Origin of the sequence: Streptomyces filipinensis (assembly GCF_014649495.1) — a bacterium.
Lineage (GTDB): Bacteria > Actinomycetota > Actinomycetes > Streptomycetales > Streptomycetaceae > Streptomyces > Streptomyces filipinensis.
This window is the reverse complement of the sequence record NZ_BMTD01000004.1, coordinates 208,902-221,965: the sequence shown is the minus strand read 5'-3', so window position 1 is coordinate 221,965 and position 13,064 is coordinate 208,902. Positions and strand designations below refer to the sequence as shown.

13 protein-coding genes are annotated in these 13,064 nt (G+C 73.1%); 5 read left to right on the top strand and 8 right to left on the bottom strand.

What is annotated here, in order from left to right:
• Positions 1-44 precede the first annotated feature (44 nt).
• Both IE244_RS11950 and IE244_RS11945 read right to left on the bottom strand, forming a co-directional pair.
• Complete coding sequence (locus tag IE244_RS11950) at positions 45-251, bottom strand: hypothetical protein (protein WP_191873283.1); 207 nt, start codon at positions 249-251, stop codon at positions 45-47.
• A gap of 144 nt (positions 252-395) precedes the next feature.
• Positions 396-1,250, bottom strand: a complete 855-nt coding sequence (locus IE244_RS11945) for a TIGR03619 family F420-dependent LLM class oxidoreductase (RefSeq protein ID WP_191873282.1) — start codon at positions 1,248-1,250, stop codon at positions 396-398.
• Positions 1,251-1,404: 154 nt separating this feature from the next.
• On the opposite strand from IE244_RS11945, the gene IE244_RS11940 reads away from it, so the two are divergent.
• Positions 1,405-2,922 carry a CehA/McbA family metallohydrolase gene (locus tag IE244_RS11940; RefSeq protein WP_191873281.1) on the top strand — a complete coding sequence of 506 codons (1,518 nt, stop codon included), beginning with the start codon at positions 1,405-1,407 and terminating at the stop codon, positions 2,920-2,922.
• Here IE244_RS11940 and IE244_RS11935 read toward each other — a convergent pair.
• Complete coding sequence (locus tag IE244_RS11935) at positions 2,909-3,427, bottom strand: PadR family transcriptional regulator (RefSeq protein WP_191873280.1); 519 nt, start codon at positions 3,425-3,427, stop codon at positions 2,909-2,911. The two genes, IE244_RS11940 and IE244_RS11935, sit on opposite strands and share 14 nt — an antisense overlap.
• 112 nt (positions 3,428-3,539) lie before the next feature.
• On the opposite strand from IE244_RS11935, the gene IE244_RS11930 reads away from it, so the two are divergent.
• The 4 genes from IE244_RS11930 to IE244_RS11915 all read left to right on the top strand — a co-directional run bounded on the left by IE244_RS11930 (position 3,540) and on the right by IE244_RS11915 (position 6,832).
• Complete coding sequence (locus IE244_RS11930) at positions 3,540-4,106, top strand: hypothetical protein (RefSeq protein ID WP_191873279.1); 567 nt, start codon at positions 3,540-3,542, stop codon at positions 4,104-4,106.
• The gene (locus IE244_RS11925) at positions 4,103-5,419 is read left to right on the top strand and encodes a carotenoid oxygenase family protein (RefSeq protein WP_191873278.1); all 1,317 of its coding nucleotides are present in this window, start codon (positions 4,103-4,105) and stop codon (positions 5,417-5,419) included. Before IE244_RS11930 ends, IE244_RS11925 begins: the two co-directional genes overlap by 4 nt.
• Positions 5,420-5,526: 107 nt before the next feature.
• On the top strand, positions 5,527-5,922 hold the full coding sequence (locus IE244_RS11920) for a nitroreductase/quinone reductase family protein (RefSeq protein WP_191873277.1): 396 nt from the start codon (positions 5,527-5,529) through the stop codon (positions 5,920-5,922).
• Positions 5,923-5,941: 19 nt separating this feature from the next.
• Complete coding sequence (locus IE244_RS11915) at positions 5,942-6,832, top strand: hypothetical protein (RefSeq protein WP_191873275.1); 891 nt, start codon at positions 5,942-5,944, stop codon at positions 6,830-6,832.
• A gap of 111 nt (positions 6,833-6,943) precedes the next feature.
• On the opposite strand, the gene IE244_RS11910 is transcribed toward IE244_RS11915, so the two are convergent.
• The 5 genes from IE244_RS11910 to IE244_RS11890 form a co-directional block, all read right to left on the bottom strand.
• Positions 6,944-8,404 (bottom strand): aldehyde dehydrogenase family protein, encoded by a 1,461-nt coding sequence (locus IE244_RS11910; RefSeq protein WP_191873273.1) that lies wholly within the window; start codon positions 8,402-8,404, stop codon positions 6,944-6,946.
• Entirely contained in the window at positions 8,401-10,131 is a 1,731-nt protein-coding gene (locus IE244_RS11905; RefSeq protein ID WP_191873271.1) for an N-acyl-D-amino-acid deacylase family protein, read from the bottom strand. The genes IE244_RS11910 and IE244_RS11905 overlap by 4 nt, the downstream gene beginning before the upstream one ends.
• 13 nt (positions 10,132-10,144) lie before the next feature.
• Positions 10,145-11,263 carry an LLM class flavin-dependent oxidoreductase gene (locus IE244_RS11900; RefSeq protein ID WP_191873269.1) on the bottom strand — a complete coding sequence of 373 codons (1,119 nt, stop codon included), beginning with the start codon at positions 11,261-11,263 and terminating at the stop codon, positions 10,145-10,147.
• A gap of 100 nt (positions 11,264-11,363) precedes the next feature.
• A complete protein-coding gene (locus IE244_RS11895; RefSeq protein ID WP_191873267.1) occupies positions 11,364-12,134 on the bottom strand; it encodes an SDR family NAD(P)-dependent oxidoreductase in 771 nt (256 codons plus the stop codon).
• Positions 12,135-12,144: 10 nt separating this feature from the next.
• The gene (locus IE244_RS11890) at positions 12,145-13,062 is read right to left on the bottom strand and encodes an LLM class F420-dependent oxidoreductase (protein WP_191873700.1); all 918 of its coding nucleotides are present in this window, start codon (positions 13,060-13,062) and stop codon (positions 12,145-12,147) included.
• Positions 13,063-13,064: the final 2 nt, after the last annotated feature.

Here is a 13,064-nt window from a genome sequence, read left to right as displayed (position 1 = left end):
TACGTTCGGCTTGATCAGGCCGGAGAGCAGCCGCCCGGCCCTGTTCAGTGCAGGGCCAGCCATCCGATGCCGGCGGCGGAGGTGAGGCCCGCGGCCATCAGGGCGACGGCCCGGCGGCGGCGCAGCGCGTGGCCTACCAGCAGGGCGGTGAGCAGGACCGAGACCGTGCCGACGGTGGCGGGCAACGGCCCCTTGCTGTAGTCGAATTCATCGAAGTGCAGTGCGAGCCGCGTGAGCCAGGCAATCCTCATGACGCTCTCTTCGCCGGGTCGGGTGAGGGAACCGAACCGGTCGATCGCCTGCCGCTGTCCACCCGACTCGCTTCGTCCCCGGCAGTTTACCGATGGCCCTCATACGGGCCGGTTCCGGGTCGCCCGACGCATCGTCAGGCGACCTCAGGCGCCCGGCAGATGACCGGTACAGGCGTCCAGCGCCCGCAACACCTCGGCCTCTCCGGCCGGAGGCAGTTGGAGCACCACCTCCTCGATGCCCAGCTCGGCGTAGTGGGCCAGCTTGCCGGGCGTGGGCTGGACCGCGTACGGGACCACCTGGAGGGCGGCCGGGTCGCGGCCCGCGTCCGCCCAGACCGAGCGCAGCACCGGCAGGGACTCGGTGAGGCCCCGGCCGCCGATCGGCAGCCAGCCGTCGGCGTACTCGGCGATGTGCGCGAACAGCTTCGGCCCGGCGGTGCCGCCGACGAGCGTGCGGGGGCCGGTCACCGGGCCGCGCGGTGCGCGTGCGGGCTTGGGGTAGGCGTGGCTGGCCCGGACGCCGCCGAACCCGCCCTCGTACGCCGTCGGCTCCCCGGACCACAGGGCCTGCATGAGCCGCATCCGGTCCCGGACCAGGTCCCGGCGGGTCCGCCAGTTCACGCCGTGGTCGGCGGCCTCCTCGACGTTCCAGCCGTAGCCGACGCCGAGGGTGAAACGGCCGCCGGACAGGTGGTCGAGGGTGGCGATCTGCTTGGCCAGGGCGATGGGGTCGTGCTGGGCGGGCAGGGTGACGCCGGTACCGAGGCCGAGGCGCTCGGTGACGGCCGCCGCCTGGCCGAGGGCGACGAAGGGGTCGAGGGTGCGGCCGTACTCGCGGGGCAGGTCGCCGCCGGCGGGGTACGGGGTCGTCCGCTCCACCGGGATGTGGGTGTGTTCGGGGAGGTAGAGGCCGGCGTATCCGCGCTGTTCGAGCGCGCGGGCGAGTCGTACCGGCGCGATGGTCTCGTCGGTGAGGAAGATGGTGACGGCGATACGCATGGCCCATCCGTACCGGGCCGGACTTCCACTGTCCATACCAACCGGTCGGCACCGCTCTCGGACGGTGGCCTGAAGGTCGCGTGCATGACACATGGTCGTGTGACAATTCCCCTCTCTTTCACGGGAGTTCACGCTCGGACGGGAGAGTGACACCATGGGTGAAGACACGCACGACCAGGCTCACGGCATCGGCAGACGCGCGCTGTTCGTGACGGGCGCCGCCGCTGCCCTTACGTTGGGGAGCGTGAGCTTCGCAGCGGCGGACGGTCAGCGCCAGGAGACCCGGACGGCACACGGCACCCTGCCACCCGGCTCCCCCGACTTCGTGTACGTACCGGTCGAAGTCCCCGCCGGCGTACGCGAGATCAAGGTCTCCTACACCTACGACAAGCCCTCGGTCCCCGCCGGCACCCAGGGCAACGCACTCGACATCGGACTCTTCGACGAGCGCGGCACCGAACTGGGCGGCCGGGGCTTCAGGGGCTGGTCGGGCGGCGCGCGCACGGAGTTCTTCGTCCGCGCCGACGACGCCACGCCGGGCTACCTCCCCGGCCCGGTGCGGGAGGGCACCTGGCATGTCGCGCTGGGCCCCTACACGGTGGCGCCGCAGGGGCTGGCCTACGAGCTGACGATCACGCTGACCTACGGCGAGGCGGGCGAGACCCCGAGGCCGGTGTATCCGCCGTCCCGGGCGAAGGGCCGGGGCCGGGCCTGGTACCGGGGCGACTGCCACCTGCACTCCTGGCACTCCGACGGCCGGCGCACCCCGGCCCAGATCGCGGCCCTGGCACGGGCGGCGGGCCTGGACTTCATCCACTCCTCCGACCACAACACCAACTCCTCGCACCCGCACTGGGCGGACGAGGCGGGCGACGACCTGCTGATCATGCTCGGCGAGGAGGTCACCACCCGCAACGGCCATGTGCTGGCCCTCGGCACCACCCCGGGCACCTTCGTGGACTGGCGCTACCGGGCCCGGGACAACCGCTGGGCCCGCTTCGCGCGGGACATCCGCCGCGCCGGCGGCCTGGTCGTCCCGGCCCACCCGCACGCCACCTGCGTCGGCTGCGGCTGGAAGTTCGGCTTCGCCGAGGCGGACGCCGTGGAGGTGTGGAACGGCCCCTTCACCCCGGACGACGAGGTGACGCTCGCCGACTGGGACAACCTGCTGGTCGCCTCCGTGCGGCAGGGGCGGGACTGGCTCCCGGCGATGGGCAACAGCGACGCCCACCGCGACCCGGACACGGTCGGCATGCCCCAGACGGTCGTCCTCGCCGACGACCTGACCCGGGAGGCGATCCAGGAAGGCATCCGCGCCGGACGCTCGTACGTGGCCGAGTCGAAGAACGTGACCCTCGCCCTCACGGTGACGGGCGGGCGCGGGCAGCAGGCGGGCATCGGCGAGCGGCTCACCCTGGCCGCCGACACCCCCGTGACCGTCCGGCTGGAGGTCTCGGGCGCCCCGCGCTGCTCGGTCCGCTTCGTCACCGACCAGGGTGTGCTGTTCACCAGCGATCCGCTGCCGGTGTCGGGCACGGGCACGGTCGAGTGGCGTACGACCCCCGCCTACGCGGCGTACGTACGCGCCGAGCTGCGGCACGAGGCGGCCGCAGGCCCGGTGCCGGGGCCGCCGGCCGCCCTCACCAACCCGGTCTTCCTCACGGCTGCTTGATCTGCTCGGCCGCCCACTCGGCCCACTCCCGCCGCATCGCGTTGAAGCGCAGGCCGTACTCCAGCGCGATGCGGCCGTAGACGGAGAGGTTGTCGTCGTCCCAGTCGACGGCGTCCGCGAGCTGCCGCAACCGCTCGTGCCCCTCCCGGGACATCTCGATCAGGCCGGTCAGGTAGGCGTGTGCCTGTTCCGGCGGCAGCACACCGAGGAAGAAGACGCGCAGCAGGATGTCGCTGCGGGTGTTGCGCTGGGGGGCGACCCCGGTCAGCCAGTGGCGCAGCTCCGCCATGCCCTCGTCGGTGATCGCGTACTCCTTGCGGCCGCGCGGGCCCTCGGCGGCCACCGTGATCAGCCCGGAGCCCGCCAGTTTGGTCAGCTCGGTGTAGATCTGGCTCTGGGTCGCCGGCCAGACGTTGGCCAGCGAGGTCTCGAACGTCTTCAGCAGGTCGTAGCCGCTGGCGGGGCGCTCCGAGAGCAGGCCGAGGAGTGCGTGTCTGAGGCTCATACCGCTCAGCTTACATTCCAGTATTGACATGTCGAGAGTCGACCTTCTAGTTTTGACATGTCGGAACAGGAACCAACCGGCACCGGACCACTCGGACCTCAGGGGGAACTCCATGTCGTACCTGCGCACGTTCTTGCCGTGGATCGTCTTCGCCGTCATCCCCTCGGGGAACTGGCAGTGGGGCGCCCTGGCCGCCCTCGTGGTGTCCGTGGCGCTCATCGCCCACCAGAAGAGGGACGGCGCCGGTTTCGACGCCCTCGTCATCGAGTGCGGCTCGGCGGCCTTCTTCGCGGCGCTCGCGGCCGTCGCCTTCGCCGACCCGCACTCGGGCGTGCACGAGTACTCCGCCGCCCTCTCCTCCGGCACCCTCGCCGTGATCGCCGGGGCGTCGCTGGCCGCCGGCCGGCCCTTCACCCTGGGCATCGCCCAGCGCACCACCCCGCGCGAGGTCTGGACCCTGAAGCCGTTCATCCGGATCAACGTGGTCATCACCGCCGTATGGACCGCCGCGTTCGCCGTCACCGCCGTCGTCCTGGCCCTGCTCGACCGCTCCGGACACGCCCACTCCACGCCCGCGACCCTCGTCCAGATCGCCGGCTTCGCCGTCCCGATGGTCTTCACCGTCCGCTATGTCGCCCACGCCCAGGCGAAGGCCGCCGCCGGGCAGGTGACCCGATGACCGCCGCGCCCCGGCACCTGACCGGCAACTACGCCCCGGTCACCGAGGAACTCACCGCGCACGACCTGCCGGTGACCGGCGCGCTCCCGCCCGAGCTGTCCGGCTGGTACCTGCGCAACGGCCCGAACCCGGCCGACGCCGCCTCCGGCCACTGGTTCTTCGGCGACGGCATGATCCACGGGGTGCGCCTGGAGGGCGGCCGGGCCGTCTCCTACCGCAACCGCTGGGTGCGCACCAGCCGGCTCACCGACGGGGCGCGGATGTACGACGGGGACGGCCGGCGCGACCTCACCGCCGGCCCCGCCAACACCCACGTCGTCCGCCACGCGGGCCGCACCCTGGCCCTGGTCGAGACCGCCCTGCCCTACGAGCTGACCTGTGACCTGGACACCAAGGGCCCGTACGACTTCGGCGGCCGGCTGCACACCGCGATGACCGCCCACCCCAAGACCTGCCCGGCCACCGGCGAACTGCACTTCTTCGGCTACGGCATGCTGGAGCCCACCCACCTCACCTACCACCGCGCCGACGCCGACGGCGAGTTGGTGCTCAGCAGGCCCGTCGAGGTGCCCGGACCGACGATGCTGCACGACTTCGCGCTCACCGCCGGGCACGTCGTCCTCATGGACCTGCCGGTCGTCTTCGACGTCGAACTCGCCCTGGCCGGCGGCACGATGCCCTACAGCTGGGACGACGGCCACGGCGCCCGGCTCGGTCTGCTGCGCCGCGACGACCCGCACGGCCGGGTCCGCTGGTTCCCGGTCGGCCCCTGCTACGTCTTCCACGTCCTCAACGCCCACGACGCGCCGGACGGCACCGTCGTGCTGTATGTGATGCGCTACCCGCAGATGTGGCGCCGCGACGCGGACGGCGGCACACGGCCGCAGCAGGCGGTGCTGTGGAAGTGGACCGTCGACCCGGCGGCCGGCACGGTCCGCGAGGAGCAGTGCGACGACCGGCCGGGCGAGTTCCCGCGCGTCGACGACCGGCTGACCGGTCTCGCCGCCGGACACGGGCACATGACGAGCGGCACCTCCCTGGTCCGCTACGACCTGTCCTCCGGGGCCGTCACCGCACACGACTTCGGGCCCGGCCGCACCCCCGGGGAGGCCGCCTTCGCCCCCGCCGACGGCACGCCCGGCGGCCCCGGCTGGCTCCTGACGTACGTGTACGACGCCGCCGCCGGCCGCAGCGACCTGGTCGTCCTGGACGCCGACGACCTCACCGCGCCCCCGGTCGCCGCGATCCACCTGCCGGCCCGGGTGCCGTTCGGCTTCCACGGCAACTGGCTGGCGGACCAGCCCCTCCACTGAGAGGGCCGGCGCCGTCGTCCGCCCGCCGCGCCCGTCCTCCTACACTGCTGCCACGGCATCCACACCACCGGCGCCCGGCACGGCAACGGCGATCGAGAGCAGGAGAGATGGCAGGCCGCACCGATCTCAAGCACCGCCTGGTGACCCGCTTCCAGCGGCACCTGGCCAACCCCCTCAACCGGCGGCTGCCGTTCCAGGTCCTCCTGGAGACCACCGGCCGCACGTCCGGCCTGCCCCGGCAGACGCCGGTCGGCGGACGCCGGGTCGGCACGTCCTTCTGGCTGGTCTCCGAGTTCGGCCACCGGTCGCAGTACGTGCGCAACATCCAGGCCGACCCGAGGGTCCGCGTCCGCATCGCCGGCCACTGGCACCGGGGCACCGCCCACCTCCTTCCCGACGACGACCCGGTGGCCCGGCTGCGCTCGCTGCCCCGCTTCAACAGCGCCGCGGTGAAGGCGTTCGGCACGGACCTGCTGACCGTCCGGGTGGACCTGGAGGACTGACCGCGGGAACACTGCCCGCGTGAAGCTCACCACCGCCCCCTCCCTCATCGATCCCGCGCGCGACGTCCCGGAACTGCTGCGCCACGCCCGCCCGGCCGTCCGGCTGCACCCGCGCCGCGGTACGCCCGGCGTGCGCGACAGCCACATCGGCGGGCCCGTGTGGTGGCCGGCCGCCGAGCCGTGGCCGCGGTGCGCCGACCACAAGGACACGGGCGGCCGGGCGTACGCGCTGCCGATGGTGGCCGTGGCCCAGTTCACCGCCGCCGGCTTCCCGGAGATCCGCTTCCCGGACGGCACGGACCTGGTCCAGCTGCTGTGGTGCCCCGACTGGCACGACCAGCCGCACCCGCAGGGCTGGGGCCAGGCCTGCCGGCTGTTCTGGCGCCGGTCCGCCGAGCTCACCGGCCCGCTCGGCGAGCAGCCGGACCCCGCGGAGCACTGGGAGTACGGCGAGGACATGATCCCGCGTCCGTGCGTCCTGCACCCCGAGCGGATCACGGACTATCCCGGCGGCGAGGAGCTCCCGGCCGGCCTCGCCGAGCGCTTCGGGGCCTGGCTGGAGGAACGCGACCTGGCCGACGACCTCACCACCGTCCCCGGCTACAAGCTCGGCGGCTTCCTGGGGTGGGGCACGACGGACCGTCCGGACCCGCTGGACTGCGGCGACTGCGGGGCCCCGCTGGAGCTGTTCCTCCAGTTCGACACGACCGAGTACGGGCTCGGCACCTTCGGCCCCGACGGTGCGCCGCACCGCTTCCGGCCACTGGAGGAGCGCGACGCCGAGCCGGGCGACGCGGTCGGCGACCCGCTGCGCGAACCGGTGGACATGATCGTCGGCCGGTTCAGCCACGGCGGCCTCTTCACCTGCTCGGCCGACCCCCGCCACCCGGCGTCGTTCTTCACCCAGTGAACCCGGATCCCCCCGCCCGCCACCGCGACCCGACCGCCCCATGGCGTCCATGGCATCCATGACGGCGTCCACGGCGTCCGCGGCGTCCGCGGCGTCCGGGGTGCCGGATCCTCACCCCGGCCACACGATCGCCTGCACCTCGCTGTACGCGTGCAGGGCGTAGGAACCCACGTCGCGGCCCACCCCGCTCTTCTTGAAGCCGCCGAAGGGGGCCTCCATGTTGCGGCCGACGGTGTTGACCCCGACGCCGCCGGCCCGCAGCCGCCGGGCCACCCGGAAGGCGCGGGCCACGTCGCCGGACCAGACGTAGTCGACGAGGCCGTAGTCGGAGTCGTTGGCGAGGGCCACGCCCTCGTCCTCCTCGTCGAAGGGGATCACCACGACCACCGGTCCGAAGATCTCCTCCCGGGCCACCCGCATGTCGTTGGCGCAGTCGGCGAGCAGGGTCGGCGCCACATAGAAGCCGTGCTCCAGCGGCGGCCGTTCCCCGCCCACGACCACGGACGCGCCCTCCTTCCGCCCGAGTTCGACGTACGACTCCACGCGCGCCCGGTGCTCGGCCGAGATCACCGGCCCGACGACCGTGCCCGGCCCCCTCGGATCACCCACCGGCAACCTCCGGGCGTATCCGGCGAGTCGGCCGACCAGCTGTGCGTACACCCCGCGCTGGGCCAGCACCCGCGTCGGGGCCGTGCAGATCTGCCCGCTGTAGAAGGAGAAGGTGGTGCCGATCCCGGCGACGGCCGAGCCGAGGTCGGCGTCGTCGAACACCAGCGCCGCGCCCTTCCCGCCCAGCTCCATCAGCTGGCGTTTCATGTCCCGCCCGCACGCCTCGGCGATGCGCCGGCCGACGGCCGTGGACCCGGTGAAGCTGACCATGTCGACGTCGCCGGAGCCGACCACCGCCTCCCCGACGGACACCTGACGCCCGGAGACGACGTTCACCACGCCCGGCGGCGCCCCGGCCTCCTCCAGCGCCTCGGCCATCCGGTAGACGGACAGCGGATCCTGCGGGGCGGGCTTCACGACCACCGTGTTGCCCATGGCCAGGGCCGGTGCGACCTTGCCGGCCGGGTTGGCCCAGGGGTTGTTGTAGGAGGTGATGCAGCTGACGACCCCGACGGGCTGCCGCAGGGCCAGGGCCCCCATCACCGCGGCCCGCCCCATCGGGCCGGCCTCGTTGACCTGCGGCGCGACGGCCCACTCGGCGGGCTCCACACGCGCGTACCGGCGGAACCGCGCGGCGGCCACCCCGACCTGCATCGCCCGGGCCGTCCCGGTCGTGGCCCCGGTCTCGGCGCACGCCAGCTCGGTGTACGGCTCCGTCCGCCCCCGGATCAGGTCGGCCGCCCGGCCCAGCACCGCCGCCCGCTCCTCGGGCCGGGTCCGCGACCACGCGCCGAACGCCTCCCGGGCCGCCGCGCAGGCCGCCCGGGCCTGCTCCGGCGAGGCCTCCGGCGCCCAGCCGACCCTCTCCTCGGTGGCCGGGTCGGTCACCGGGTAGTGCCCGCCGTCCGGCTCCAGCCACTGCCCGCCGACGAACAGCCGCTGTCCCTCGCCGGCCGGGATCACCGGGTGCTCACCGTCCGCGTGTCCGTGCCGGACCGCAGCACCTTCCCGGGCACCGCGCCGCTCACCACGTCGTCCCGGATCGCCTCGACGCCGTTGACCCACACGGCCCGCACCCCGATCGCCCGGGAGTCCAGGCGGGGGCTGTCACCCGGCAGGTCGTGCACCAGCCGGGCGTGCCCGGCCTCGATCCGCTCCGGGTCGAAGAGGACGAGGTCCGCATGCCAGCCCTCCCGGATCCGGCCGCGCTCCCGCAGCCCGAACAGCCGCGCCGGCTCGTCGGTCAGCATCTGCACGGCGCGCTCCAGCCCGACCAGCTTCCGGCCACGCAGACAGTCCCCGAGGAACCGGGTGGTGTACGGCGCCCCGCACATCCGGTCCAGGTGCGCGCCCGCGTCGGACCCGCCGAGCAGCACGTCCTCGTGCTGCCAGGTCTCGGCGCGCAGCGCCCAGGAGGCGGGGTCGTTGTCGGTGGGCATGGGCCACAGGACCGTACGGAGTTCGTCGGCGGCGCAGATCTCCACGAGGCAGGTGAAGGGGTCCTGCCCCCGCTCCTCGGCGATGTCCCGCACGACCCGGCCGGTCAGGCCCTGGTTGGCCGCGCTGTAGGTGTCCCCGATGACGTACCGGCCGAAGTTCGCCAGCCGCCGGAAGACACCCGCCTCCTTCGAGCGGGCCCGGCGCAGCATCTCCTCCCGGACGGCGGGGTCCCGCAGCCGCGCCATCCGCTCGGGGACGGGCAGCCCGAGGACCTGCCCCCAGCCGGGGATCAGGTTCAGGGCGCAGAAGGTGCCGAGGGACATGTTCATGGGGGTGAGGATCGGCATGGTGAGCGCCACCACCCGCCCGCCGGCCTTGCGGGCCCGCTCGCTCGCGCCGAGCTGGCGCGGCACCCGCTCCGGTACGGCCGCGTCGACGGTGAGCACGTTCCAGTTGAGCGGCCGCCCGGCCGCCGCGCTCATCTCCGCCAGCAGGTCGATCTCGTCGTCGCTGAACTGGTCCAGGCACCCGGCGACGATCGCCTCGATCTGGGTCCCCTCGTGCTCCCCGACGGCGCGGGAGAGGGCCAGCAGCTCCGCCGGCCGCGCGTGCCGGGAGGCGACGGGCTGTCCGTCCCCGTCGGAGTGCGTGGACGACTGGGTGGTGGAGAGCCCCCAGGCCCCGGCGTCCATGGCCGCGTGGAACAGCCGGAGCATCTCGGTGAGTTGCCCGTCCCCGGGCTGCCCGCCGATGGCGTCCGGGCCCATCACATACCGGCGCAGCGCACAGTGCCCGACCATGAACCCGGCGTTGACGGCGATACGGCCGTCGAGGGCGTCCAGGTACTCCCCGAAGGAATGCCAGTTCCAGGGCGCACCCTCCTCCAGCGCCACCAGGGACATCCCCTCCACCTTGGACATCATGCGGCGGGTGTAGTCGGCGTCCTCGGGGCGGGCGGGGTTCAGGGGCGCGAGGGTGAAGCCGCAGTTGCCGGCGGCGACGGTGGTCACCCCGTGGTTGAGGGACGGCGTGGCGTACGGGTCCCAGAAGAGCTGGGCGTCGTAGTGGGTGTGCGGGTCGACGAAGCCGGGGGTGAGGACGAGCCCGGCGGCGTCCTCGGTGCTGCGGGCCTCCTCGGTGACCTTGCCCACGGCGGCGATACGGCCGTCGCGTATGCCGACGTCGGCGGCGCGGGCGGGCGCGCCCGTCCCGTCGACGACGGTGGCTCCCTTGATCAGGTGGTCCAACATGCCGGGAACCCCCTCAGACAGCCTGGCGGAACCGGGACGTCCGGTGCACCGGATCCGTGTCGATCTTCGGGATCACCTGCTCACCGATGAGCCGGATCGTCTGCAGCGTCTCCTCCTTCGGCACGCCCACCGGCAGCCCGAAGCAGAGCTGGTCCGCCCCGGCCTGCTCCCACCGCTTGCACTGCCGCAGCACCTCGTCCGGATCACCGCAGATCAGCAGCTCCTCCTCGATGAGCAGCTCCACGAACTCCGGTGTGTAGGGGGGCAGCGTCTCCGGCCAGACGGGGAACCCCTCGGGCCGCGGGAACGTGTCGTGGTAGCGGAAGACCAGCGAGGGCAGGTAGTGCAGCCCCCCACCGACCGCGATCTCGATCGCCTCCGCGTGCGTCGGCGCGCAGATCGCCGTCGTCGTCACCATCACGTTGTCGTTGACGAAGTCCCCCACCGGCTCCGCGTTCACGATCGCCGTCTTGTACTGCTCCAGGACCCACTCCATGTCGGAGACCTTCTGGATGCTGAAGCCGAGCACGCCGAGCCCCTTCTTCGCGGCCATGGCGTACGACGGCGGGGACCCGGCCGCGTACCACATCGCCGGGTGCGAGGTCCCGTACGGCTTCGGCAGGACCTTGCGCGGCGGCAGCTGCCAGTGCTTGCCCTGGAAGCCGGCGTACTCGTCCTGGAGCCACATCTTCGGGAACTCGGCGATCGTCTCCTCCCAGATCTCCTTGGTGTGGTTCATGTCGGTCACCCCCGGTATGAACCCGAGGATCTCGTGCGACCCGGCCCCCCGGCCGCTGCCGAACTCGAAGCGCCCCTCGCTGAGGTGGTCCAGCATGGCGACCTTCTCGGCGACCTTCACGGGGTGGTTGACCTGGGCCAGGGGGTTGAAGATCCCGGAGCCGAGGTGGATGCGCTCCGTCGCGTGCGCCAGGTACCCCAGGAACACGTCGTTGGCCGACAGGTGCGAGTACTCCTCCAGGAAGTGGTGCTCGGAGGCCCAGGCGTACTTGAAGCCGGACTGGTCCGCCTGGATGACGTACTCGGTCTCCTCCATCAGCGCCTTGTGCTCGGCCAGCGGGTCGGTCTCGGCGCGCTTGCCCACGTATCCCTGTACAAAGAGCCCGAATTCCAAGGCGGTTCACCGTCCCCAGTCGTTTCTGACGTGCAGTCAGACAGCGTTCGTCGGCCGACTGTCGCACCGGCCGCCGCGACCGTCAATAGCTGACGGTCAGTCAGATAACGGTGACCCCGGCCAGCCACCCGCCGTCGATCACGAACGGCTGGCCGGTGATGTACGAGGAGTCCTGCGAGGTGAGGAAGAGCGCCAGCCGGGCGACCTCCTCGGGCTGTCCGACCCGGCCGAGCGGCACGAGCTTGCGGTACAGCTCGTCCAGCGCCCGGCTCATCTCCTCCGGGTCGGCGTCCGGGTCGAGGCGCGCCGGGTTGGACATCGGGGTGTCGATGGCGCCCGGGCAGATCGCGTTGACCCGGATGCCCCGGCCCGCCAGCTCCAGCGCGGCCACCCGGGTCAGCCCGAGCACCGCGTGCTTGGTGGCCGCGTACGTGCCCACGGCCGCCATACCGGTCAGGGCCGTGTAGGAGGCAGTGTTCACGATCGTGCCCCCGTCGGCCATCTCGGGCGCCACGGCCTTCATCCCCAGGAAGCAGCCGACCTGGTTGACCTGCACGACCTGCATGAACTCGTCCAGCGGGGTGTCCACGAGGGCGTTGAAGCGCAGGATGCCCGCGTTGTTCACCAGCCCGTCGACGCGCCCGTACGCCTCCTTGACGGCGCCGACGGCCTCCCGCCAGCCGTCCTCCGTGCCCACGTCGAGGTGGACGTACAGCGCGCCTATCTCCTCGGCCAGGGCCTTGCCCTGCCCGTCCAGCACATCGGCGACGGCCACCCGCGCGCCCTCCGCCCGGAACAGCCGCGCCTCCTGCTCGCCCTGTCCGCGCGCCGCCCCGGTGACGATCACGACCCGCCCGTCCAGCTTGCCCATGGTGCCCTCCTCACTGCAGCCGGGGTGCGACCTCCGCCCCGAACAGCTCGATCTGCTCGATGAGTTCGGCCCGGCTCCGGCTGCGGAACCGCACCTGGATCTGGTCCACGCCCATCGCCGGGTACGCCCGCAGCGACCCGGCGATCTCCTCCGGCGCCCCGGTCAGCGTCCACGGTCCGGTGTCCCAGCCGGGCCGCCCGACGTACAGCGGCTCGGCGATCGCCCCGACGGTGAACGGCCCCTCGGCGCCCGCCTCGTCGCGCAGCCGCCGCAGCCGGGCGACCTGCGCGGGCAGCCGCTCCCGCGCGTCCCCCTGCGGCAGCCAGCCGTCGCCCTTCAGCGCGGCCCGGCGGACGGCGGCGGGCGAGGAGCCGCCGACCCACAGCGGTACGGCCGGCTGCGCGGGCCGTGGCCGCTGCCCCAGCCCCTCGAAGTCGTAGAACTTCCCGTGGTGCTCGGGAAACTCCTGCGGTCCGAGGGCGGCGCGCAGCGCGTCGACCGTCTCGTCCAGCAGGGCCCCGCGCCGCTCGAAGTCCACGCCCAGCGCCTCGAACTCCTCGCGCACATGTCCGGCCCCCACCCCGAGGACCAGCCGGCCGCCGGAGAGGTGGTCGAGGGTGGCGTACTGCTTGGCGGTGAGCAGCGGGTGCCGCAGCCCGACGACGGCCACATGGCTGAGCAGCCGGATCCGCCCGGTCACGGCGGCGAGGTGGGCGAGGGTGGCGACGGGGTCGTACCAGACCGTGCTCATCGCCCGGGCGAGCCGGCGCGGGACGGCCACGTGGTCGCAGCAGGCGAGGTAGCCGAACCCGGCACGCTCCGCGGCCCGCGCCACCGCCACCAGGTCCTCCGGTCCGGCCCCGGCCTCCCAGGCTTCCGCGAACAGGGTGCTCTGCGCCTGCACGGGCAGCTGGATGCCGTACGCCAGGG

Excerpts from the sequence above, each read along its gene's own strand:
- IE244_RS11950 (WP_191873283.1), bottom strand. The coding sequence starts at position 251 with ATGAGGATTGCCTGGCTCACGCGGCTCGCACTGCACTTCGATGAATTC.
- IE244_RS11945 (WP_191873282.1), bottom strand. The coding sequence starts at position 1,250 with ATGCGTATCGCCGTCACCATCTTCCTCACCGACGAGACCATCGCGCCG.
- IE244_RS11940 (WP_191873281.1), top strand. The coding sequence starts at position 1,405 with ATGGGTGAAGACACGCACGACCAGGCTCACGGCATCGGCAGACGCGCG.
- IE244_RS11935 (WP_191873280.1), bottom strand. The coding sequence starts at position 3,427 with ATGAGCCTCAGACACGCACTCCTCGGCCTGCTCTCGGAGCGCCCCGCC.
- IE244_RS11930 (WP_191873279.1), top strand. The coding sequence starts at position 3,540 with ATGTCGTACCTGCGCACGTTCTTGCCGTGGATCGTCTTCGCCGTCATC.
- IE244_RS11925 (WP_191873278.1), top strand. The coding sequence starts at position 4,103 with ATGACCGCCGCGCCCCGGCACCTGACCGGCAACTACGCCCCGGTCACC.
- IE244_RS11920 (WP_191873277.1), top strand. The coding sequence starts at position 5,527 with ATGGCAGGCCGCACCGATCTCAAGCACCGCCTGGTGACCCGCTTCCAG.
- IE244_RS11905 (WP_191873271.1), bottom strand. The coding sequence starts at position 10,131 with ATGTTGGACCACCTGATCAAGGGAGCCACCGTCGTCGACGGGACGGGC.
- IE244_RS11895 (WP_191873267.1), bottom strand. The coding sequence starts at position 12,134 with ATGGGCAAGCTGGACGGGCGGGTCGTGATCGTCACCGGGGCGGCGCGC.